25 protein-coding genes are annotated in these 22,000 nt (G+C 70.4%); 7 read left to right on the forward strand and 18 right to left on the reverse strand.

Annotated features, from left to right (window positions below):
* Positions 1-76 precede the first annotated feature (76 nt).
* From lgt to trpC, 5 genes are all read right to left on the reverse strand, one after another.
* Positions 77-1,099: a prolipoprotein diacylglyceryl transferase gene (gene lgt, locus SHK19_RS13425; RefSeq protein ID WP_322936526.1), complete on the reverse strand. Its 1,023-nt coding sequence runs from the start codon at positions 1,097-1,099 to the stop codon at positions 77-79.
* A gap of 3 nt (positions 1,100-1,102) precedes the next feature.
* Complete coding sequence (locus SHK19_RS13430; protein ID WP_322936527.1) at positions 1,103-1,696, reverse strand: SCO family protein; 594 nt, start codon at positions 1,694-1,696, stop codon at positions 1,103-1,105.
* A gap of 12 nt (positions 1,697-1,708) precedes the next feature.
* The gene (gene trpA / locus SHK19_RS13435) at positions 1,709-2,533 is read right to left on the reverse strand and encodes a tryptophan synthase subunit alpha (RefSeq protein ID WP_322936528.1); all 825 of its coding nucleotides are present in this window, start codon (positions 2,531-2,533) and stop codon (positions 1,709-1,711) included.
* Positions 2,530-3,696 carry a tryptophan synthase subunit beta gene (trpB, locus tag SHK19_RS13440; protein ID WP_405030504.1) on the reverse strand — a complete coding sequence of 389 codons (1,167 nt, stop codon included), beginning with the start codon at positions 3,694-3,696 and terminating at the stop codon, positions 2,530-2,532. Before trpB ends, trpA begins: the two co-directional genes overlap by 4 nt.
* Positions 3,697-3,758: 62 nt before the next feature.
* Positions 3,759-4,541: an indole-3-glycerol phosphate synthase TrpC gene (gene trpC / locus SHK19_RS13445; RefSeq protein WP_322455467.1), complete on the reverse strand. Its 783-nt coding sequence runs from the start codon at positions 4,539-4,541 to the stop codon at positions 3,759-3,761.
* A gap of 223 nt (positions 4,542-4,764) precedes the next feature.
* Here trpC and SHK19_RS13450 point away from each other — a divergent pair, with 223 nt between their 5' ends.
* The gene (locus tag SHK19_RS13450; protein WP_322455468.1) at positions 4,765-5,151 is read left to right on the forward strand and encodes a DUF4190 domain-containing protein; all 387 of its coding nucleotides are present in this window, start codon (positions 4,765-4,767) and stop codon (positions 5,149-5,151) included.
* A 31-nt stretch (positions 5,152-5,182) separates the two neighbouring features.
* On the opposite strand, the gene SHK19_RS13455 is transcribed toward SHK19_RS13450, so the two are convergent.
* From SHK19_RS13455 to SHK19_RS13480, 6 genes are read right to left on the reverse strand one after another with little or no spacing between them, the layout of a single operon-like run.
* Positions 5,183-5,647, reverse strand: coding sequence for a DUF2752 domain-containing protein (locus SHK19_RS13455; RefSeq protein ID WP_322455469.1), 465 nt, complete (start codon positions 5,645-5,647; stop codon positions 5,183-5,185).
* Positions 5,648-5,662: 15 nt separating this feature from the next.
* Positions 5,663-5,863: an HGxxPAAW family protein gene (locus tag SHK19_RS13460; protein ID WP_322455470.1), complete on the reverse strand. Its 201-nt coding sequence runs from the start codon at positions 5,861-5,863 to the stop codon at positions 5,663-5,665.
* Positions 5,864-5,896: 33 nt separating this feature from the next.
* Positions 5,897-6,484, reverse strand: a complete 588-nt coding sequence (locus tag SHK19_RS13465) for a Trp biosynthesis-associated membrane protein (RefSeq protein ID WP_322455471.1) — start codon at positions 6,482-6,484, stop codon at positions 5,897-5,899.
* An 11-nt stretch (positions 6,485-6,495) separates the two neighbouring features.
* Positions 6,496-6,834: a phosphoribosyl-AMP cyclohydrolase gene (gene hisI, locus SHK19_RS13470; RefSeq protein WP_322455472.1), complete on the reverse strand. Its 339-nt coding sequence runs from the start codon at positions 6,832-6,834 to the stop codon at positions 6,496-6,498.
* 24 nt (positions 6,835-6,858) lie between these two features.
* Positions 6,859-8,679 (reverse strand): ABC transporter ATP-binding protein, encoded by a 1,821-nt coding sequence (locus SHK19_RS13475; RefSeq protein WP_322936530.1) that lies wholly within the window; start codon positions 8,677-8,679, stop codon positions 6,859-6,861.
* On the reverse strand, positions 8,676-10,484 hold the full coding sequence (locus tag SHK19_RS13480) for an ABC transporter ATP-binding protein (RefSeq protein ID WP_322936531.1): 1,809 nt from the start codon (positions 10,482-10,484) through the stop codon (positions 8,676-8,678). The genes SHK19_RS13475 and SHK19_RS13480 overlap by 4 nt, the downstream gene beginning before the upstream one ends.
* 126 nt (positions 10,485-10,610) lie before the next feature.
* Here SHK19_RS13480 and SHK19_RS13485 point away from each other — a divergent pair, with 126 nt between their 5' ends.
* Positions 10,611-11,234 carry a TIGR03085 family metal-binding protein gene (locus SHK19_RS13485; RefSeq protein ID WP_322455475.1) on the forward strand — a complete coding sequence of 208 codons (624 nt, stop codon included), beginning with the start codon at positions 10,611-10,613 and terminating at the stop codon, positions 11,232-11,234.
* Positions 11,235-11,265: 31 nt separating this feature from the next.
* Here the strand turns inward: SHK19_RS13485 and SHK19_RS13490 are convergent, their stop codons facing one another.
* Together SHK19_RS13490 and SHK19_RS13495 are read right to left on the reverse strand one after the other, a co-directional pair.
* Complete coding sequence (locus SHK19_RS13490; RefSeq protein ID WP_322936532.1) at positions 11,266-11,631, reverse strand: hypothetical protein; 366 nt, start codon at positions 11,629-11,631, stop codon at positions 11,266-11,268.
* Positions 11,632-11,718: 87 nt separating this feature from the next.
* Positions 11,719-12,606, reverse strand: coding sequence for a TIGR03560 family F420-dependent LLM class oxidoreductase (locus tag SHK19_RS13495; protein WP_322455477.1), 888 nt, complete (start codon positions 12,604-12,606; stop codon positions 11,719-11,721).
* A gap of 207 nt (positions 12,607-12,813) precedes the next feature.
* On the opposite strand from SHK19_RS13495, the gene SHK19_RS13500 reads away from it, so the two are divergent.
* Positions 12,814-13,188 (forward strand): DUF4345 domain-containing protein, encoded by a 375-nt coding sequence (locus tag SHK19_RS13500; RefSeq protein WP_322936533.1) that lies wholly within the window; start codon positions 12,814-12,816, stop codon positions 13,186-13,188.
* Between the two features lie 35 nt (positions 13,189-13,223).
* Positions 13,224-13,703: a hypothetical protein gene (locus SHK19_RS13505; RefSeq protein WP_322936534.1), complete on the forward strand. Its 480-nt coding sequence runs from the start codon at positions 13,224-13,226 to the stop codon at positions 13,701-13,703.
* Positions 13,704-13,863: 160 nt separating this feature from the next.
* Here the strand turns inward: SHK19_RS13505 and SHK19_RS13510 are convergent, their stop codons facing one another.
* A complete protein-coding gene (locus SHK19_RS13510) occupies positions 13,864-14,835 on the reverse strand; it encodes a helix-turn-helix transcriptional regulator (protein ID WP_322936535.1) in 972 nt (323 codons plus the stop codon).
* Positions 14,836-14,845: 10 nt separating this feature from the next.
* Positions 14,846-15,559 (reverse strand): hypothetical protein, encoded by a 714-nt coding sequence (locus SHK19_RS13515; protein WP_322455481.1) that lies wholly within the window; start codon positions 15,557-15,559, stop codon positions 14,846-14,848.
* A gap of 281 nt (positions 15,560-15,840) precedes the next feature.
* Between SHK19_RS13515 and SHK19_RS13520 the strand changes: the two genes are divergently transcribed.
* On the forward strand, positions 15,841-16,497 hold the full coding sequence (locus tag SHK19_RS13520; RefSeq protein ID WP_322936536.1) for a class I SAM-dependent methyltransferase: 657 nt from the start codon (positions 15,841-15,843) through the stop codon (positions 16,495-16,497).
* 188 nt (positions 16,498-16,685) lie between these two features.
* Positions 16,686-16,901: a DUF3054 domain-containing protein gene (locus SHK19_RS22105; protein ID WP_405030426.1), complete on the forward strand. Its 216-nt coding sequence runs from the start codon at positions 16,686-16,688 to the stop codon at positions 16,899-16,901.
* Between the two features lie 407 nt (positions 16,902-17,308).
* On the opposite strand, the gene SHK19_RS13525 is transcribed toward SHK19_RS22105, so the two are convergent.
* The 3 genes from SHK19_RS13525 to SHK19_RS13535 all read right to left on the reverse strand — a co-directional run bounded on the left by SHK19_RS13525 (position 17,309) and on the right by SHK19_RS13535 (position 18,680).
* The gene (locus SHK19_RS13525; protein ID WP_322455484.1) at positions 17,309-17,761 is read right to left on the reverse strand and encodes an SRPBCC family protein; all 453 of its coding nucleotides are present in this window, start codon (positions 17,759-17,761) and stop codon (positions 17,309-17,311) included.
* Positions 17,762-17,914: 153 nt separating this feature from the next.
* Complete coding sequence (locus SHK19_RS13530) at positions 17,915-18,091, reverse strand: CsbD family protein (RefSeq protein ID WP_322455485.1); 177 nt, start codon at positions 18,089-18,091, stop codon at positions 17,915-17,917.
* 361 nt (positions 18,092-18,452) lie between these two features.
* On the reverse strand, positions 18,453-18,680 hold the full coding sequence (locus tag SHK19_RS13535) for a hypothetical protein (RefSeq protein ID WP_322936537.1): 228 nt from the start codon (positions 18,678-18,680) through the stop codon (positions 18,453-18,455).
* 158 nt (positions 18,681-18,838) lie between these two features.
* On the opposite strand from SHK19_RS13535, the gene SHK19_RS13540 reads away from it, so the two are divergent.
* Positions 18,839-21,757, forward strand: coding sequence for an ATP-binding protein (locus tag SHK19_RS13540; RefSeq protein ID WP_322936538.1), 2,919 nt, complete (start codon positions 18,839-18,841; stop codon positions 21,755-21,757).
* Positions 21,758-22,000 lie beyond the last annotated feature (243 nt).

A 22,000-nucleotide genomic window follows, 5' to 3' on the forward strand; every position in this document is an offset into this window, starting at 1 on the left:
TGGGGCGCAAGGGACGTCACTGGCCCACGCGGCGGAGCCCTCAGGTTACCACCGCGTGACATCGGGAAGTCACGCGTCAGTCCTCGGTGGACACCTTCCGGGCCGCGGGCGCATCGTCGCCGGATTCGTCCTGCGGATCGGCGTCCTCGGCCGGATCGGTCCCGGCTTCGGGCTCGTCCGCGGTCACGTCCTCGGCATCCGGCTCGGGTCCCCTGCCGTCGCGGTAGACCGACTCCTCACGACCCGGATGACGTCGCATGGAGACGACGAAGTAGATCGCCGCGGCGACGAACAGCACGATCGAGGTCCACACGTTGAACCGGAGCCCGAACACGTTCTCGAGCTGGACGTCGTCGATCCGGAGGTACTCGATCCAGCCGCGGCCGGCCGTGTAGGCCATCACGTAGACCGCCATCACCCGGCCGTACCCGAGCTTGAACCGACGCTCGAGCCAGATCACCAGCACGAAGGCGGCCAGGTTCCAGAGGCACTCGTAGAGGAACGTGGGGTGGAACGTCGTACCGACCTCGAAGGTGCAGGTGCCCGAGCCCTCCGGGTAGTCGCATTCGGTCGGCCAGTGCTCCCGGTCGATCTCGAGGCCCCACGGCAGGTCGGTGGGCCGGCCGTAGAGCTCCTGGTTGAACCAGTTGCCCCACCGCCCGATCGCCTGCGCGACGAGCACGCCCGGCGCGAGGGCGTCGGCCATCGGCAGGAACCGGATGCCCTTGGCGCGGCACCCGAGGTAGGCGCCGACCGCGCCGAGCGCGACGCCACCCCAGATCCCGAGGCCGCCGCGCCACACGTAGAGCGCGGTGACCGGGTTCTCGCCGTCGCCGAAGTAGCGTTCCCAGTCGGTGGCCACGTGGTAGAGCCGCGCGCCGACGATGCCGAACGGCACCGCCCAGATCGCGATGTCCTGGACGTCGCCGGGCCTCCCTCCGCGGGCGACCCACCGGCGCTCGCCGATCCAGATCGCGGCGACGATGCCGAGGATGATGCACAGGGCGTAGCCGCGGATCGGGACCGGGCCGAGGTCCCAGACCCCGTCGTCGGGGCTGGGGATCGTGAAGATCAGCTCGGGGATCAGCGCAGGAAGCACAGGTCAGTCCTCTGACAGCAGGGTGTGGATGTCGTTGGCGAACTCGACCGCGGACGTCTCCTGGTTCCAGACGACCACGGCTTCGGCCTCGTCGTCGATCCCGAGCACGAAGGTCGAGTGTCCGCCGAGATCGTAGCCACCACTGGGCAGCTTCTTGCCGTCGTTGACGTAGAGGTGCAGCGGATCACCGGCCGCGACGATGTCGTCGAGCTCCCCGGTGAGGCCGATGAAGCCCTCGCCGTAGTCGTCGAGGTAGTCACGCAACGCGGCCTCGTCGTCGCGCTTCGGGTCGGTGGTCACGAACACCATGTCGACCTGCTCGCGGTCGTCCTCGTCGAGCCGGTTGAGACCGGCTGCGATGTTGTTCATGACCAGCGGGCAGAGGTCCGGGCAGTGGGTGTAGCCGAAGAACACCAGGGTCATCGGCTTGTCGGTGTCGGCCGCCAGGGAGTACGGCGCTCCGTCGGTGTCGGTCAGCTCGACCGTCGGGGCCGCATAGGGCTGGTCGAGCCGCGCACCGGTGAACTCCTCCTCGTCCCCGGACCCGCCACAGGCGGACACCAGGCAGGCCAGGACGGCGACCACTCCGAGCAACAAACCGCGCCGCATCTACTGACGCACTCCCCCGGCCAGGTCCTCGGTCAGCGCCGCCAGCGCACTGCGGCCGGCGTCGAGGTCGTCCGGGTGGTCGAGCAGGACGCGGACGAACGCGGACCCCACGATCACGCCGTCGGCGTACGACGCCACCTCCGCGGCCTGGGTGCCGTTGCTGACGCCGAGGCCGACCCCGACCGGCAGCCCCGGCGCCCCCGCTGAAGCAGTCTCGATCGCCCTTTTGGTCCGGGTCACCAGCGGCCCGGCCAGGTCGCTGGTCGCGGCACGGGCGCCGGTGACGCCCATGACGGCGGTGGCGTAGACGAATCCCCGGCAGGCAGCGGTCGTCATCGCGATCCGTTCGTCGGTCGAGGACGGAGCGACGAGGAACACCTTGTCGAGACCGCGGGCGTCCGCGGCCGCGATCCACTCGGGGGCGAAGTCGGGGGTCAGGTCCGGCGTGATCAGCCCGGCGCCGCCGGCGTCGTACAGGTCCTGCGCGAAGCGCTCCACGCCGTACCGCTCGACGGGGTTCCAGTAGGTCATGACCAGCGTCGGGGTACCGGTCGCGGCGACCGCCTCGACGGTGCGGAGCACGTCGACGGTGCGGACACCGGCGTCGAGCGCCTGCTGCGCGGCCGCCTGGATGGTCGGGCCGTCCATGACCGGGTCGCTGTAGGGCAGGCCGATCTCGATGACGTCACAGCCGGCCTCGACCATGGTCCGGAGCGCGGCGATGCCGCCGTCGACCGTCGGGAACCCGGCGGGCAGGTAGCCGACCAGGGCGGCGCGGCCGTCGGCGCGGGCCTTCTCGTAGGCGATGCCGGCGCTGGTGGTCACTGGTCGGCCTCCCCGGCCGGCTCGCTGTCCGGCGTGCCGAGCCCGAAGTAGTGGAGTGCCGTGCCCATGTCCTTGTCGCCCCGACCGGACAGGTTGACCAGGATCGTCTGCCCCTGCCGCTCCTCGGCCACCTTGAGCGTGCCGGCGATCGCGTGGGCGGACTCGATCGCCGGGATGATCCCCTCGGTGCGCGCGAGCAGCGCCATCGCGTCCATCGCCTCGGCGTCGGTCACCGGGAGGTACGACGCCCGGCCGCCCGCCGCCAGCGCGGCGTGCTGGGGTCCGACGCCCGGGTAGTCGAGGCCGGCCGAGATCGAGTGCGACTCGACGGTCTGGCCCTGGTCGTCCTGCAGCACGAAGGTGCGCGCGCCGTGGAGCACGCCGATGCTGCCGGCGAAGATCGTCGCAGCGTGGCGGCCGGTCTCGACGCCGTCGCCGCCCGCCTCGAAGCCGTAGATCGCGACGTCGGGGTCGTCGAGGAAGCCGGCGAACAGGCCGATCGCGTTGGACCCGCCCCCGACGCAGGCCGCGATCGCGTCGGGCAGTCCTCCGGTGAGGTCGAGGCACTGGCGGCGTGCCTCGTCGCCGATGCCGCGGACGAAGCTGAGCACCAGGCTGGGGAACGGGTGCGGTCCGGCTGCCGTGCCGAAGAGGTAGGCGGTGTGGTCGACGCTGGCGACCCAGTCACGCAGCGCCTCGTTGATCGCGTCCTTGAGCGTGCGCGAGCCGCTCTTGACCGGCACCACCTCGGCGCCGAGCAGCTGCATCCGGGCGACGTTGAGCGCCTGGCGCTCGGTGTCGACCTCGCCCATGTAGACCGTGCAGTCGAGGCCCAGGTAGGCCGCGGCGGTCGCAGAAGCGACGCCGTGCTGACCGGCCCCGGTCTCGGCGATCACCCGCGTCTTGCCCATCCGCTTGGTCAGCAGGGCCTGCCCGAGCACGTTGCGGATCTTGTGGGCGCCGGTGTGGTTGAGGTCCTCGCGCTTGAGCAGGATCCGGGCTCCGGCGCGCTCGGAGAGTCGGTGCGCGTCGTAAAGCATGCTCGGGACGCCCGCGTAGTTCTGCAGGAGCCCGTCGAACTCCTGGTGGAACGCCGGATCCAGCATCGCCTTCTGCCAGGAGATCTCGAGCTCGTCGAGGGCGGCGATCAGCGCCTCCGGCATGAACCGGCCGCCGAAGCTGCCGGCTCCGCCGTACCAGCCGTGGAGGTCGACGTCGTAGTCGGTCACGCCTCGACTCCTGTCATTGCTGAGACCGTCGCGCGCGGGGCACCGTCCTTGACCAGCGCCTCGCCGACGAGCACCACCCGGGCGCCCTCGGCGACGTAGCGCTTCACGTCGGTCGGCCCGCTGATGCCCGACTCCGCGACGAGCACGCGGTCTGCGGGGACCAGCGGCGCCAGTCGTCCGAACGCGTCGGGATCGACCTCGAGCGTCTTGAGGTTGCGGGCGTTGACGCCGATCAGCTCCGCGCCGAGCACGACCGCGCGGTCGGTCTCGGCCTCGTCGTGCACCTCGACCAGCACGGTCAGCCCCAGCTCGCGAGCGGTGTCGTGGAGCCGGCGCAGCTCGTCGTCGGTCAACGCGGCCACGATCAGCAGCGCCAGGTCGGCTCCGGCCGCGCGGGCCTCGAGCAGCTGGTAGTCGCTGACGATGAAGTCCTTGCGCAGCAGCGGTACGTCGACCGCGGCCCGCACCGCGCGCAGGTCGTCGAGGCTGCCTCCGAACCGGCGTTCCTCGGTGAGCACGCTGATCGCTGCGGCCCCGCCGGCGGCGTACTCCCGCGCCAGGGCAGCCGCGTCGGGGATGTCGGCGAGGTCACCCTTGCTGGGGCTGCGTCGCTTGACCTCGGCGATCACGCTCGACCCCGGGCGACGGAAGTGGGGCATCGGGTCGCGCGGCTCCGGGGCGTCGGCCAGCCGCGCGCGCAGCTCCTCCGCCGGCACCGCAGCCTCGCGGGCAGCGAGGTCCTCGCGGACACCGGCGACGATGCCGTCGAGCACCGACATTGCGCCTCCGTGACTGAGCTTTCTCCGACCCGAACACTCCGGTCGGCGGACGTCCAAGTCTCCCACGCGGGCGGCACCGTCATGACATCGCCCGGGATGCGGCCGCCCCGTTCGAGAGCCGATCCGGGACACGTCCGCGCACCCGGTTGCCACCGCCGCGAGTGCGACTAGAGTCTCTGCCGTCGCCCGGGAGGTGCCCGGGCCCGTGCCGAAGGGGCATCACGTGAGCTACGAACCACCCAACTACGGCAGTCCCCCGCCTCCCCCGCCCGGCGGTGGTGGTGGGTACGGCGCGCCCCCGCCCGGTGGCGGCTACGGCGCGTCCGGCCCCGGGTACGGCGGCGCCCAGCCGCAGAGCACCTCGGTGATGGCGATCATCTCTCTCGTCACCGGCATCCTCAGCATCGTCTGCTGCGGAAGCTTCATCTTCGGCATCGCTGCCGTGATCCTCGGCTTCCTCGGCCGCAAGGAGATCAACGAGTCCAACGGGGCCAAGAAGGGCGCCGGGATGGCGATGGCCGGCCTGATCCTCGGCGCGGTGGGCATCGCGGTCTCCGCGCTCTACTGGATCCTGGTCGTCGCGGGCAGCTTCGACGGCTACTACGGCTGACCTCTGAGGGACGTGCCCGGCGGCGCGGCCGCTACGGCGCCAGCCAGGCTCCCGCCGGCACGTTCCTCAGCACCGTGAACACGGCCAGCACGACCACGAGGGTCAGCCCCGACCAGTTCATGGCGCGTTCCGACGGGTCCCACGACCGTCCGCGCCAGCGGCCCAGGCTCCACCGCGCGAAGACGTAGGCGAGCACCGGGATCGCCGCGACGAGGAGCAGGTTGCTCGAGGCCGCGTCGACGAGCTGCAGGTTGGTCAGGTCGTTGACGGCCCGCAGGCCGCCGCAGCCCGGGCACTCGATCCCGAAGACGGCCTTCGTCGGGCAGATCCCCCACGTGCCCTGCACGTGCGGGTCGCGGACGTGGAGGGCGACCGTCGCCGCAGCCACGGCGCCGACGGCCGCCGTCGGCAGCATCAGTCTCCGCCACCGCGGTCGGACGTCCCCGCGTTCCGCCACCACCCGGTGGTCGGGTGGCGTCGCGGGCGCGGTGGTCACGGCATCCGCCGGCCGTCAGTGACCGGACTGGTGCAGGCCGGCCTTGTCCATGGCGACGAACACCACGCCTGCGGCGATCACGATGACCACGCCGATCCAGAACAGCACCATGCTGACGGGGCTGAACATCAGGCCGACGCCACCCACGACGAAGCCGGCCAGCGCCACGACGACGGCGGTCCAGGCAGCGGGGGTGTTGCCGTGGTTGTCAGACATGCACGCGCTCCTCGGTTCGGGTTCGCAAAGATTCTAGGGGCCGGTCGTCCGGTCGTGGTCCGTCGGGTCGTCGCCCTCGTCCATCGACTTCCAGAGGTCGAGGCTGGTGCGCTCCTCGGGAGGGGCGTCCGACGGCTGGGCCTCGTGGGACGCCGGTGCGTCGTACCGACTGCCCATCTCGGGCCACTCGGGCGACCACCACACGGCGGCGACGGCAGCGACCAGCGCGACGACGGATGCTGCCATCGCCAGCCAGAACCAGCCGGTGTACTCGATGGGTGCTCCGAGCTCGACGACCACCTCGTCGCTCTTGACGAGGCCCTCGACGACCAGGGTCAGCACCAGCGCCGCCGCCGAAGCGGCGGCCAGCGCCGCCACGATCCGACGGAGCAGACCGCCGGTGACGAGGACGACGCCCCAGCACGCGAGCATGACGAGGGCGAAGGCACCGGCGAGGGGCAGCTCCTTGATGTGCTCGCTCTGCGCGATCGCCCCGGCGCCGAGCTGCTCCAGCCGCGCCTCCTGCACCTGCATCAGCGGGCGGTGACCGGCGAGCGCCGACAGGCCGCTGGCGGCGATCCCGACGAGGACCACCGGCCAGAACGCGCGTCTCCCCGTCACGCCCTGCGGCGTCACCCGAGCAGCCCGTCGTCGAAGCAGGTGCGGGTGCCGGTGTGGCACGCCGGACCCTCCTGGTCGACCTTGACCAGGAGCGTGTCGCCGTCGCAGTCCATCCGGACCTCCTTCACGTGCTGGCGGTTGCCGGAGGTCTCGCCCTTGACCCAGTAGTCCTGCCGCGAGCGGCTCCAGTACGTCGCCCGCCCGGTGCTGAGGCTGCGGTGCAGTGCCTCGTCGTCCATCCACGCCAGCATCAGCACCTCACCGGTGTCGTACTGCTGGACGATCGCCGGCACCAGGCCGGCGTCGTTGCGCGAGAGCCGGGCGGCGACAGTCGGGTCGAGGGAGGTCACGCCCCCATTATCCGGGGTCGCGCCTCAGCCCTGCTGGGCCATCCAGGACTCGTGCAGGCCGGCGTAGACCGAGCCGGCCTCGCGGACCAGCTCGGCGTGGGGGCCGCGTTGCACGATCCGGCCGCGATCGACGACCACCACCTCGTCCGCGGCCTCGGCCGTGGACATCCGGTGCGCGATCGTGACCGAGGTGCGGCCGGACATCAGCCGGTCCAGCGCCCGACCGATGCGGGTCTCCAGCTCGGGATCGACCGCGCTCGTCGCCTCGTCGAGCACCAGCAGGTCGGGATCTGCGAGCTGCGCCCGCAGCAGCGCGACCAGCTGCCGCTCCCCTGCCGACAAGGACTCGCCGCGTTGACCGACCCGGGTGGCGAGCCCGTCGGGGAGTCCTGCGAGCCAGTCGCCCAGGCCCAGCTCGGCGGCGGCGGCGACGATCTGGTCGTCGGTGGCGTCGAGGCGGCCGTAGCGGGCGTTCGCGGCGAGGGTGTCGTCGAAGAGGAAGCCCTCCTGCGGGACCAGCACCACGCTCGACCGCAACGACGCCTCGGTGATGTCCCGTACGTCGACCCCGTCGAGCAGCACCCTGCCCTCGGTGGGGTCCATCAGCCGGGTCAGGAGCTTGGCCAGCGTCGACTTGCCCGACCCGGTCTCGCCGACGACCGCCACCCTCCGGCCGGCGGGGATCGCGAGATCGATGTCGTGCAGCACCGGCGGGCCGCCGGGGTAGGAGAACCCGACGTCCTCGAACGCGACGTCCAGCGCACCCGCGGGCAGCACCTGGCCCTCCGGCCCCGGGTCGACCAGGTCGGCCGGGGTGTCGAGGATGCCGATCACCCGGCGCCAGCCGGCGATCGCGTTCTGGGCGTCGGTGAGCACCTGGGTGCCGAACTGCACCGGGCCGACGAACAGGGTCACGATGAACGCGAACGCCAGCACCTCTCCCGCGGTGATGTCGCTCGACCAGAGCCGGCCCTGGCCGAGCCAGATGCCGACGATCAGCACCCCGGCGTTGGCGAGGCCGGCGGAGATGCCGCCGAGCGAGAAGGAGAACGCCGTGAAGCCCTGGGCGCGGGTCGAGGCCGCCTGGTGGGCCGCCACTGCCGTGTCGATCCGCTCCTGGGTCCGCGCCTCCACCGCGTAGGAGCGCACGACCGCGGCACCGACCACGGGTTCGGAGATCGCCGAGAGCAGTGCGCCGACCTGGCGTCGTACGGTCGCGTAGGCGGCGGAGAGCTTGCGCTGGAAGTACCGCAGGCTGAGGAAGAGCGGCGCGAAGCACAGCCACACCACCAGCGCCAGCTGCCAGCTGTAGACGACCATCAGCACCGTCGCGACCAGGATCTGGCCGATGCTGACGATGAACAGCAGGCCGCCGAAGACCAGGAACTGGCTGACCTGGTCGACGTCGCTGGTCACGCGGGAGACCAGGGCGCCGCGGCGCTCGGTGTTCTGGGTGAGCAGGGGCAGGTCGTGAACGTGGCGGAACGCCTTGACCCGCAGGGTGGCGAGGCCGCGCTCCGAGGTGGAGAAGAGGCGGGCGGTCATGGCGTACGACGCCCAGCTGGTCAGGACGATCGCGGCCGCCGCCGCCAGCGTCAGCCAGGTGGTGAAGGTCGCGTCCGGTCCGTCGGGGCCGCGCAGGCCGCGGTCGATCGTCTGCTGCACCGCGATGGGTACGACGACCTGGCCGACCGAGGCGATGACGGCGAGCACCAGGGTCTTGCCGATGCCGTCGACGAGCTCGGGCGAGTGGGCGACGCCGCGCCGGATGGTCTCCCAGGCACCGATGTCCTCACCGGTGACCATCTGGGTGCCGGACGTCCGGGTGGGGGTCACAGCGCTCATTTCGCGGCCACCTCCTCCGGCTCGCCGAGCACGTGCTCCTGCTGCTCGTAGGCGTTGACCAGCCGGGCGTAGTCGGCGTTGCGCGCCACCAGCTCGTCGTGACGGCCGCGATCGGCGATCGCGCCGTCGGAGAGGTACAACACCTCGTCAGCGAGGCCGATGGTCGCCTTGCGATAGGCGACGACGACCAGGGTCGCGTCGCGGTCCTCGCCCCTGAGGGCGGCGAGGATCCGCGCCTCGACCTCGGGATCGACCGCGGAGGTGGCGTCGTCGAGCACCAGCAGCCGCGGGCGGCGCACCAGCGCCCGCGCGAGGGAGATCCGCTGCCGCTGTCCCCCGGACAGCGAGGTGCCGCGTTCACCGAGCCGGGTGTCGAGACCTTCGGGCAGCGCGGCGACGAAGCCGTCGGCCTGGGCGGTGCGCAGGGCGGCCCACACGTCCTCGTCGGGCACGTCCGCGCCCAGCGTGACGTTGCCGCGCACCGTGTCGTCGAAGAGGAACGCAGTCTGCGGCACCACCGAGAGCACCTCGGCGAGCGCACCGCGCTCGAGGTCGCGCAGGTCGGTGCCGTCGACGCGGATGGCGCCGTCGTCGACGTCGACGAGACGGGTCAGCAGGTTGGTGAGCGTGCTCTTGCCCGATGCCGTGGCGCCGACCAGCGCGACGGTGCGACCGGGCTCGACGGCGAAGGTCACGTCGCGCAGCAGCGGCCGGTCGGGCTGGTAGCCGTAGCGCAGGCCCTCGACCTCGAGCCGCGCGCCGCCGGGCGCGGTCGGCGCGGGCGCGTCGCCGTACTTCATCGCGCCGCGGGCGCGCAGCACCGCGTCGACGCGGCGGTAGCCGACCACGCTGCGCGGGAACTCCCCCAGCAGCCAGCCGATCGACCGGATCGGGAACGAGACGATGGTCAGCAGGTAGGCGACCGTCACCACGTCGCCCGCGACGGTGGCGCCGGACAGCACACGGTGCACGCCGAGCACGAGCACGATGAGGACCGCGAGGTTGGGGAGCGCGGCGAGGGTGGGGTCGAAGGCCGCGCGGATCCGGCCGACCTTGATGTTGACCTCGCGGAGCTCGGTGGCCTTGGCGCGGAACCGGGCGGTCTCCTCGGGCTCGCGGCCGAGCGTCTTGACCACCATCGCGCCGTCGAACGACTCGTGCGCGATCTCGCTGAGCTCGGCGCGCAGCTCCTGGGCGCGCGTGGCCCAGCCCTGCGCGAGCCGCTGGTAGACGACGTTGGTCGCGATCACGAGCGGGAACACCAGGAGGCCGATGACGGCGAGCACCAGGTCGGCGAACAGCATCTGGACGACCGCGATCACCATCATCGCGACGGTGCCGACGGCCATCGGGAGCGGCGCAATCGGACCCCACGCCGCCTCGACGTCGGAGTTGGCGTTGGACAGCAGCTCACCCGTCGGGTGCCTCTGGTGCCACTCCATCGGGAGCGAGAGGTACTGCCGGGTGACCGCGCGGCGGGTGCGGGCCTGCATCCGGTACTGCATGACACCGGCGCCGAGCCGGCGGGCCACGATCCCGACCGCGCGCAGGATGGCGACGCCGAGGAAGAGACCGAGCACCGCCCACAGCATGTCGGCGCCGATCTCGCCGTCACGGAAGGCCGGCAGGACGACGTGGTCGGTCGACCAGCCGAGCACCCAGGCGTCGGCCACGGTGAGGGCACCGAACAGCAGGCTGCCGATCGTCGAGACCGCGAAGATCCACGGCTCGCGCTTGATGGCGACCCAGAGCACGGCGAAGCCGGCGCCCGTCGTGCCGGCGCCACTGCGCTTGTCGTCGCTCACCAGTCCCCTGCTCCCATGGCCGTACCCACACCCAACCAGCCGGACGAAGCCGACTATTCCCCGAGCCCCCTCCATCGTCGCCGGACGCCTGCGCGCTGAGGACTCCGGTCATGCGATCCTGCCCGCATGACGTCCTTCGCGCGCGCCGAGCGTGACCGCCTCTGCGATCTCGCCCTCGAGACCGGCCCGGGCGCCCCGACCCTGTGCGGTGACTGGACCGTGCGCGAGCTGATGGCACACCTGGTCGTGCGTGAGAACAGCCCGCTCTCGGTCGGCATCGTGGTGCCGCCGCTGGCCTCGATCACGGAGAAGGAGACCGAGCGGGTCGCCAGGAAGCCGTTCGACAAGCTGGTCGACAAGGTCCGGAAGGCCCGCAACCCGCTGGCGCTGCCCGGCATCGACGCTGCGGTCAACACCGCTGAGTACTTCGTGCACCACGAGGACGTCCGCCGCGCGGCGGACGGGTGGGTGCCGCGCAGGCTCGAGCCGGAGGAGCAGGACGCCCTATGGCGGGTGGCCCGGGTCTCCGGGAAGGGACTGATCCGCCCGGCCGGCGTACCGGTCCTGATCCGTCGTACCGACACCGGCACCCAGACCAACCTGCGGGCCGGCTCCGACCCGGTCGTGATCAGCGGCCTGCCGTCCGAGATCGTGCTCTTCCTCTACGGTCGACGGGAGACCGACGGCCTGAGCTTCGAAGGTCCCGAGGACCGGGTGGCAAAGCTCCGCGACTCGGACCTCGGGATCTAGGTCGGCCGGGCCGGTCCCCGTCGCCCGACCGCTACGCGTCGCCGATGTGCTGGACCACGCGCACGCTCATGTGGAACGTCGTCATCGCACCCTCGATGACCGCCAGGAACCCGTCGGGACCGTCGCGGAACACCCGTCGGCCCTGCGGCGAGAAGGGGTCGGGAGGGTCGTAGGAGAAGGCCTCCTGCTGTGCCGCGGCGAGAGCCTCCTCGCGCGTCGGGTGGGACCTGCCACGGACGCTCACGATCGTCGGCGGCTTGGCCTGTCCCTTGTTGGAGTACTCGACGGCGACCATCCAGCCGCCGTCGACGTCGTCGGTGCGAGGTTCGACCGGATCCTCGCGAAGCTCCCACGGCACCTCGCCGCCGCCGGCGTCATAGACCTCGTAGTTGCTCACGGCGCCGTCCTACCCCGTCGCTCGACCGGATAACCCGGTGGAGCTCACACTGCCCGCCGACGGGTTGGTCGATCAGCTGCCCGGTGGTCATCCCAGAGCCGGGACGACTTCAGCAGCCATCAAGGTCATGGACCCGAGCGCGTCCCGCAAGGGAGTCGCTGCGCGATCGCGGACGATGAACTCGTCCACTTTCGCGTCCCGGTAGTCGCCGAGTCGGTGGGCAACGAACTGGGCCGTGCCGACGATGTCGGAGTCGTCGTGGACCGGGTTCCCGCGGGCGAGCACGCGGACAACCTGGCCGGTCAGCCGGCGGACTTCCGAAGGTGCGCGTCCGGCCACTCGGCACGCTTCGTCGAGGATCTCGCTCTTGCGCTGGAACTCCGGGGGCGCAGCCCAGGTGTGCCAGGCATCGGCATGTCGAACGGCGAGCGGGATGGTGCGGCGTTCCCCGGCCCCGCCCACGAGCAACGGCAACGGGGTCTGGACGGGCGGCGGTTGGCAGCGAGCCTGGCTGAGCCGGTAGTGGGCTCCTGCGAAGTCCGAGACCTCGGATCGCAGGAGCAGCGAGACGACTTGCACCGCCTCCTCGAAGCGATCCAGCCGATGACCGGGGTCGGGAAGATCGATGCCGTACGCCTTGTGCTCGTTGGGCTGCCAGCCAGCGCCGAGGCCCAACAGCGCCCGCCCGGCGCTGATCTGGTCCAACGTGGCGGCCATGTTGGCGACGACGGCGGGGTGCCGGTAGGTGTTTCCGAGGACGAGGGTGCCGAGGCCGATCCGGGTCGTGCTCACCGCGAGGGCGCTCAGGACGGTCCAGCACTCATGCACGTTGCCTGGAACCGCAACCGACGGGTCGTAGGGCATGAAGTGGTCCGGGACGTAGATCCTTTCGAAGCCCGTCTGTTCGGCATGGCCGGCCAGGGTGAGCAGGTCTCCCCAGGGCCGCCCGGTGTCCAGGCACACGCTGATGAGCACACGTCACTCTAAGAGCCCCACGCGGACGGCGAACCACGATTCGCACAGCTCACTGCCCGACCACGGCGGCCGCCGGCGCGCCAGGCGAGGTTCAAACGGATCCTCGCGAAGCTCCCACGGCATCTCGTCGCTGCGGGAGTCATCGACCTCGCAGTTGCTCCGCGTACCCCGTCGCATGAGCAGATAACCCGGTGCCAGGATGGCGTCATGTCAGCGCTGACGACCTTGGGCCGTGTGACCGGATGGACGTGTATCGCGATCGGTGGTGTCCAGCTCGTCGGTGGGGCGCGTGGGGAGCCCGGCATGGACGGCGACGCGACGGTGGACTCACATGTTCGCTTCATGGGGCCGGTCTTCGCCGGCTACGGACTGGGCTGGCTCGACGCCGCGGCATCCCCCGAACCGGACCTGGGCCGGATGCGGCTGCTCGCCGGGCTGATGGCCATCGGGGGCATCGGGCGGCTCGCGACCCGCGCCACCCTGGGCCGACCGCACCGCTTCCACGACCTGCTGCTCGCCGTGGAGCTCGCCGCGCCCGTCGTGGTGGAGGCGTTGGGCCGGCGCGAGCGCACGACACCTTAGTTCGAAAGGCTCTACGCAGCTTCCCCTACGGTCCGATGCTCCTCGAGCAGCTCACCGAGCTCCTCGACCACCGCCAGGTCACCGTGCAGCCGATCATCGACCTCAACCAGGCTCACTCGGTCAACGGCTACGAGCACCCGACCCTGGTCAAGCACCGCACCCTGCTCCGGATGCTCGGCGACGTGTTCCCCCACTCCACCAACACTGGCTACCGCCGGCTCGACGACGACCACCCCACGCCCTACGTCCCGCCCGATCGCGGCGGACCACCCGGCCAGACCGGCGACCACAACGACGGGCACCTCACCCGCACCCACCATCGGGTGAAAACGCCCAAGCCCGGCTACGACGTCTGCCAGCTCGGCCTAGGCGTCTACCGCTGGGCCACACCGCACGGCCTGGCCCGATTGGTCACCACCACAGGAACACGCAGGATCAAGCTGATGCGCAATGACGACGGTCAGATCATCGGCGAGATCTACTACCCCGACAGTGGACCAGCGCCCCTGGCTTGAACGCCGACGGCCAGGTGCCGCAACTCAGCGCCAAGCGTCCCTCCCCGCGCGCACTTGCGGCGGAATGACGTACTGCTCGGATCGCGGGCGTTCGGGATGGCCGCGGCGCAAGCCATATCCGGCTTGAACGGGCACTTTGGAATGGTGGGTCACGAATTGCTCAGCTGGCGAGTGAGTCCGGTGAGCGGCTCCCGCGCTGGCTGAGCCAGGTCGCTGCTTGGGTACGGTTCTCCAGGGACAACTTCGTGAGGATTCGGCTCACGTGGTTGCGCGCAGTCACTGGAGAGATGAAGAGCCGTTCGGCGATCTCTCGGTTGGTGAGTCCTTCGGCCACCAGCTCGAGGACCTCGCGTTCGCGTGGGGACAGCTCCGGCGTGTCGACGTTGGACCAGTCGATGCCGATCGGTTCAGGGACCCGGAGCAAGGTGACGGTGATCCCTGCTCCGAGCAGAGTGGCACCGAGGGTATCGAGCGCGTCGGCGGCTGCCGGCCAGAAGACGTGGCCTCCGACCGCGAGAAGTGCAAAGCCCGCGACACCCCAGAGGAGCGCTGCGAGGTTGGTTCGGTCAGCGGGGCGGCGCAACCGGAACACGACGGCCGCGATCGCGAGCAGCAACGGACCTTGGAGTACCCAGCTACCGATCGTGTCGACGGCCCCTGCCCAATCAGCCGGGAGGACACCGATCGGGTTCGGTGAGGCGGGACTTCCCCTGACCAGGGTCCACGCGACAATGACGGCAAGTTGGGCGCACACGACGGCGACAGCCACCGGACGCCACCGCGGCGAAGGCAGACGGCCGTCGGGCACGAGCAGCAGAGCGAGAACGGTGAGTGGCACGACGATCGCGCCGACTCGATCCACGGCCAACGTGGCCCATGAACTCTCGTGTCCTGCATCCAGCCACTGGCTGGCCAACCCGAGGCTGGCGAAGGCGAGGGCGACCGCCAGCAGAAGCCATCCGACGGCGTTGCGCGGGTGCAGGGTGGCGCTCAAGGCGCCGGGCAAGCCAAGAGCGAGGGCGATCAAAACCAGCTTCCACAGGCCGGTATCAGCGCTGATCGCCACCGTGGCAAGGAGGATGGCCAGGGTCACCGTAATCGCGGCCCAGGCAATACTCGGGCGGGAAATCACCCGCCCAGTATCAATCGGTGACGGCGACGTGTCTCGGGTTCTGCCAGACCGCCTGCGGTAGCCGTAGAACGTGGATTCCGAGCCACCCGAGCGCAACCGCCAGCAGCAAGTGAGCCTCGAGCGGACCGAGGGCCGGCAGGAAGAAATCCCACACCAGAAACACGATCAGCAGCGCCAGTGGAATCCGCGGCAACAGGCCACCGCGCATCCCGGCGATGGCCAGCAATAGCAACCCGAAGAACGAACCGATCAAGTGCGGCAGCAGGGCCGTGACGATCGTCCCGGTGTGCTCGACGTAGCCGTCGTTGAGGGCGACCGCTGCGTCGGCGCCGATCGCGTCCGGCCCGGCGGTTCCAGCGCCGTAGCCGAGCGCGACGACATTGTGGAAGCCCCACATGCCCCACAGGGTCAGAACGATGGCGACAGCCGTCAGTCGCGGCGCCGTCCAGCGCGTGATACTCGCCAGCCCGAGGAAACCGAGTGGCAGGAACAGCATGCTGACTAGGAGCGCGGTCTGCTCAGTGACGTGAACTCCCGGGTGCTCAACACCCCAGCGAATCTGGGCGCTGAAGTCCTCCAATTGGTCGGGCTTGAAGACCTCGCCCAGGTACTGCGCCAAGCCATTGGTGAGACCAGCAACCACGAGACTCATGCCGACTCCGATGCGCGCGGCACGGGAGAGTGGAGAGGTCAGGGTGGTCACGGCCGCGGTGGTTGGTGTCATGCGCTCACGTTCTCTGAACCGGCGCTTCCAGCGCATGGTGCACCTGCACCAATTCGGCGAATCTCGGGACAGCCGGCGGACACGCGTCCGCGCATCGGCAGATCCGGACGTCCGCCTCGCGGCGGAACACCGGTAGGCCAGGGCGGGACGCCGCCCCTTCGCGGCGGAATGACGCTGCCGCCTCATAGAGTTGCGGGAAGCTTCAGTGGTCGGCGTAGGTGTCCCCATTTCGATCTGGCTGGCCGCTCCGACCGGCGCGAGTGACAACTAGGGTGCACATCGTGACCCCAGGTCGACGCATCCCCGAGCCGCAGGACAGCAGCGACTCGGCCAACCGCCGCACGGTCGACTCCTACGAGCGGATCGCCCGGGAATACGCCGATGACACCGCCCCTGACTCCTCTGGCGCTGCAGAGTTCAGCGGCGAGGGCCTGCGTCGCCTGGTCGACGCCGTGCCCGCCTGCGGTACTGCGCTCGAAGTGGGCTCGGGACCCGGTTGGGACGCCGACTTCGTCGAGTCGCAGGGCGTCGCAGTGCGGCGGACCGAAGTCGCGGCCGCCTTCATCGACTTCCAGGCCGACCGGGGCAAGCACATCGACAAGCTCGACATCACTAGCGACGAGTTGGGCGGCCCGTACGACGCTGTGATCGCGCTGGCCGTGCTGCAGCACGTCGAGCGGGCCCAGATCCCAGCGTTCCTACGCAGAGTTGCCGCGGCGCTGCGGCCCGGCGGAGTCTTCCTAGTCGCGATCCGCGAGGGTTTCGGTGAGCGCTGGGAGGTCGGTGACTCGGGCAACTCCTACTTCACCGTGCTCTGGAGCGAGTCCGCCTTCCGCACCCTGCTGGACGACGCCGGGCTCGGAGTCGAGTGGAGATTCCCCGGCGAAGACTCCAAGGAGGGCCGCTGGCTGATGCTCCTGGCGCGCAAGGAGTCCTGACGCCTCCTCGGACACCGACGGAACCGCGGCCGACCAGTCGATGGCTGGGGCCAGGTTGTCGCTGATCTCGTGTGCGTGCTCGCGCTGGCGGTCGGTGGCAAGATTGCACACGAGGCGAGTGAACCTGCCTGGGTTCTACTGGCCATCGCGGGGCCCTTCGCAGTGTCCGCTGTATTGGCGCACGTAGGGTGACGTCATTGGGGCGCCGGACTGGCCGGGTCTGGCCGGAGGGTGCTTTTATCCTGGCTGCGACCTACGTGGTCGGCATGTTCCTGCGCGCTCTCGCTGGCCGCAGCCTTGCTCCCGGCTTCCTCGTGGTGGCTGCAGTGTTCCTGACTCTGACGATGCTGGGCTGGCGTGGAGTGGTGCAGCTCGCAACGCGTCAGCGCGCCGCGCGGTTGTAGTAGCCGACCGTTGACCGTCACTTGGTCAGATTGCAACCTACGCATCGGTAATACCTACGGTCGCTCTCGAGGGAGCCGTCCCTGTCTCTCCTCCCAGAATCAGGGACGTTCAACTCAGCAGAGGGCGCCCCGCCCTTCCTTCGGGACGGCGGGGCGTCCTCTCGCGTCCTGGGATGGATCGCGGCTGGCGTGGTTCCGTCGGTCTGCGGGTGGCACCCGCATTCTGCTCGGCCGCGCGCGAACTGCGGCTCACGTGGGCTGGGAGCCGAAGGAACCAGGGCCTCGCAGTCCGCGGGCAGTACAACCAGCGAGCGCCGACTGGCGGCGCAAAGACGCTGGGGTGTCAGTGCTCGGACGACGGCTTGGCGTGTCTTCGAGTGATCAGAGCGGGCCCGGCAGCGCGTCGGCTACCGCGATTGAGCGACGAGCTCGCGCAGCTTCTCGAAGCCGTCTGTCCAGCCGTCCCTGTGCAGTTCGAGTCGCCCCGGGGTCGCAAACTCACCTTGCGACAGAGCCACGTCCGTCGCTTCGCCCGCGGCAGCGAGTGACAACGTGACGACGGTTTCCCGGTCATCGGGGTCAGGCTCCTCCCAGCGGAAGGTGTAGACGACCCGGCGCGGCGGGGCTATGTCGAGGAACTCGCCCGAAAGGTGAAACAGGTCGCCGTCGGGTGGCTGCATACCAAAGCGATAGTTCCCTCCGACCCTGAGGTCGAGCTCGATCTCGGGCGTGGTGAAACCATGTGGCCCCCACCATTGAGCCAGGTCCGCTGGCTCGGTCAGGCTCCTGAAGGTCCGTTCGGGCAGCGCATCCACTCTGCACTTCAGTTCCAGGACCAATCGGTCCGGCTGACCGTCCATAGCCAAACTTTCCCAGACGAGCGAGGGCCGCACTATCGGCCGCTTCGGCGGGCCGAGAGGCGGCGCAATGACGCGCGCAGAACGACCGGATCGCGGCAGACCCGGATGCGGGGTTCCCGGGGTTCGCAGTGATCCGAATCGCCCGGCGCGCTGCTACTTCTTCTTGACCGAGTCCTTCACGTTCTCGCCAGCCTGCTTCAGTTTCGACTTCGACTGCTGACGCTTCCCCTTGTTCTTGAGCGGCTTGTCCCCGCGAACCTCGCCGCCGACCTCCTTGGCCTTCCCGCCCACGTTCTCGGCCGCATGCTTGGCCTTGTCTCCGACGCCCATGACCTCTCACCCCTCCCTGAATCTCGACAGAGACCGCGTTTTCGATCTCGCCGGACACCACTCCGGTGCCCAAAGCCGTGCGTCGCATTCGGTCTTGAGCGGTGAGCCGTCTGCCGATGCCGTGACTCGCGCTGGCCCGCAGCGCCTTGGCATCGGCAGGTCCAAAGGGTCGGACGCCGCCAGGCGGCGGTATGACGTGCTAGGTGTTGCGTCGTCGCTATCGGCTGGGTGTCGGCCTTGGTACCGGGCCAGTCAGGGTGGTCACTGGCGGCTCGCTGGCAAGGCAGGGAGTCCTGCCGTGCTCGACCCGGCAGGGGAGTCGGACCCCTGCGCGGGTCGTGCGTGGCGGGTGGGGCTGCGGTCAGTGCAGGCCATTGGGGCAGGTTGGTTGAGGACCGTCCAGGGACTCGTTCCAGTTCGCGCGAACCATAAAGCAGGGACGCTCCTCAGTGGCGGGGACGACCTGGTGGGGGCTGGAGGTCCTGGGGTTGATCGGGTCGGGCCTGGCGTTCGCGGCGGAGCAACAGAGCGACGCGGCGGCGAGGATCGCGGTGGCGGTGATGGTGATGTGGCGGGTGGTGCGGTTCATCGTGGTCTCCTTGGTGAGGGGCCCACGTCTTGCGGGCCGGTATGGATCCACGCTCGGCCCGTCCGCACCCTGGTTGACGGCATGTGACGCAACGTGACAGCTGACCGGATTCCAGTGGACAGTCGGCTGGGCGGGAGGGACGCTGGGAGCGGGAGGACGTGTTGGGTGGTCTGCCTAGATCCGACATCCCGCCGGGAGGCCAGCGGGACCTCAACGCAGCGCTCCACGACCTCCACCACCGTGCGGGGTGGCCCAGCCTGCGTGTCCTGGCCCGCGAGGCCGGGTGCAGCCACACCACCGTCTCCCGGGTGTTCTCAGCCCGCCAGCTACCGGCATGGGGGGTGTTGGAACTCGTCGTCGAAGCCCTCGGCGGAGACGTCGGGGCGTTCCACCGACTCTGGCTTGCCGCCAGCAGCCCCGAGCAGACGCCGGCGCCGGGCCACGGCATCGCCGGGCGACGCGAAGAGCTCGCCAAAGTGCGCCGCCACCTGGCGACCGGTACTGGTCTCCTGCTGATTACGGGGGAGGCCGGCATCGGCAAGACCAACCTGTTCCAAGCCGCCCGCACCGGCAGCGACGCCTTCCTCGCCCCCGGCAGCGGCCTGCCTCTGTCTAACGCGGTCCCGCTGCTGCCGGTCGCCTCGGCGTTGCGTGAGATCTTCGACCACGACGACGGCCGGTGGCTCGGGCAGGCGCTCCGGGTGGCGCCGTCCTACGTCCGCGACACGTTGGTCGGCTTGTTGCCCGAGCTGAGCGAGGGCGGCCCGCCTCTGGTCGGCGAGGCCGAGTGGGCCAGGCACCGTCTGTTCACGGCGATTGAGATCACGCTCGCCAAGCTGGCCGGCGTCCGTCGGCTGGCGTTGTGCCTGGAGGACCTGCACTGGGCCGATCTCGGCACTTTGGAGCTGCTTGAGCACCTGCTTGCCCGCGGGCTGGGACTCCCGGTCGTGGGCACCTACCGGTGCGACGATCCTGCTGTCCCGGAGCCCGTCGGCGAGTGGTTCAACCGCATCCAACGCCTCCCCGACGTCGCGGTCATCGAGTTGGCGCCGCTGTCCCGGGAGGAGACCTCAGAGCAGTTGGCGCTGCTGCACGGCAGCACGACAGCTGCCGGGGTCGTGGACCCCATCTACTCCCGCACGTTGGGCCACCCCCTGTTCACCGAGCAGTTGGCCGCGCAAGCTGAGGAGGGTCAGCCGCTGCCCCGGCTGCTCGTCGACCTCCTCGACCGGCGCCTCGCCGATCTGGACGACCACAGCCGGACCCTCGCCCGTGCCCTCGGTGTGGCCGACAAGCCCTTGGACGACCCGGTGCTGCGGCAGGTCACCGAACTCGACGCGACTGATTTGTCCGCGGCGTTGCATGACCTGGACCGGCGCCGGCTGCTGGCCGCCTCCGACGGCGGAGGAGAGGTCCAGCTGCGGCACCCTCTCCTCGCTGAGGCGGTACGCCGCGACCTGCTCGCCGGCGAGGCTCCCCAGATGCACCGGCGCCTGGCGATCGCCATAGGCGGTTCGCCCGGTGCGTCTGCCGCGGAGGTCGCGGCCCACTGGCAGGGTGCGGACGACCCGCGGCAGGAGCTGACCTGGCGGATCCGGGCCGCGGAGGAAGCCGCGTTGCGCTTCGACGCCGGGCAGGAGGCCGAGCAGTGGCTCAAGGTCTTGGCGCTCTGCCGCCGGGGCTGGGGTGCCAGCAGGACGCTGGAGGTCCGGGCTCGATTGGCCGCGACGGACGCCTTCAAGTCATCGCTCCAGTTCGATCGCGCAGCGGCGCTGATCGAGGACAGCATGGCTCGGTTGGAGGAGTTCGAGCCTGCGGAGCAGGCGGAGATCCTCCGGCGCGCTGCCGGATTCCGGGCCAACACCGCCGGGGACGCGACGGTGGGCCTAGAGCTGATCGAGAGGGCGCTCGCGATCTACGTCGAGCTGCCCCCATCCGACGGCTATGCGGAGGCGTTGGATCGCCAGGCAGGCCTCCTCGAGGCAGCCGGGCGGCTCACCGCGGCCTCCCATGTGGTCCGGCGCGCAGCAGAGGTCGCAGCACCATCCTTGGACCTATCCACCCGCCGGCGTCTCCTCGGCAGTCGGGCATGGGCCGAGGCACTCGGCGGTTCCGTGCCGACGGCCCTGGCCACGATCTCGGACGCGACCCGGCTGGCGCCGCCGCACACGGACCCCCTCGGCGACATCTGGGTGGCCGACATCCACACCGGCATCTTGCTGAGAGCGGACGCATCCGCCGGGGAGGTCGTAGCGGCTGGCCGCCGCGGCCTCGAGGCGGCGGCCGCGACCGGCATCGAGAACTACTCCTCCCTGATGGTGCGATGGCACACCGCCGAGGCGCTTCTCCGCGAGGGACTCATTGAAAGAGCGGCAGATCTCATCGACGCATTGACAGAGGGTCCCTTCGACCTCGATCGATGGCCTGTCCATCTCGCCCGCGCCCGCCTCGACATCATGCGCGGCGACCTCGTCAGCGCGGCCGCGCACATCGAGTCTCCCGAACCGGTGTACGTCGTCGAGATGCTGGCGGTCAACGCGAGCCGGTACGCGGAGGTCGAAATCTGGGCCGGCCGGCCCGAGCCCGCGCTTCACCGGCTGCTCCCAGCGTTGGAGGCCGCCGCACCGACCGAGGCTGTTTCGCTCCTCGCCGACACCTTCGTCCTCGCGGCCCGCGCAGCCGGGGATGCCGGCGGAGCCGAACCGCGGCGTCGCCGGCGCGCCGAAGCCCTCACCAACCTCCGCAACGCCGCTCCTGTCGATCCTTTCGACCCGCGTCGGTGGCCCGCCAACGTCGCCGACCGGGCCACGTGGGAAGCCGAGCTGGCACGGCTCGTCGGGTCCTTGACGGTGGAACCGTGGGTCGCGGCCGCGACCGAGTGGAACAAGCTGAACCGCCCGTTCGAAACCGCCTACTGCCGCTGGCGAGGCGCCCAGGCTGCCATGGCATCCGGCCACGGCACCCTCTCGAAGCAACTCCTCCAGCGAGCCGCCCACGGCGCCCGGGGTCACGTGCCGCTGAGCGCCGCCATCCGTGACACCGCGACCACCCTGGCGCCATCAGTCGGCCCTGCCTAGGGAGGGGGTCATCGCGTCAACCCGCTCACCACAGCAAGACGAGACCAGCCTCCCGCGGCCCGAAATTTCCCGGAAGAGTGGCGGCGGTCAGCAACGCATCCGGGCTCCCGCGCGGGCAGGTGACCGCGCGGCCATCCGCTGAGTAGTCGGACCGACCTTCATCCTCGGCGCATAGATGCGGCGGTATGGGTCGGGTGGATCGCCCGCCGCCGAACCGGCAGCGGCGACTCCCTCGACCAGCGC

This window comes from Nocardioides bizhenqiangii (assembly GCF_034661235.1).
GTDB classification, from domain to species: Bacteria; Actinomycetota; Actinomycetes; order Propionibacteriales; family Nocardioidaceae; genus Nocardioides; species Nocardioides bizhenqiangii.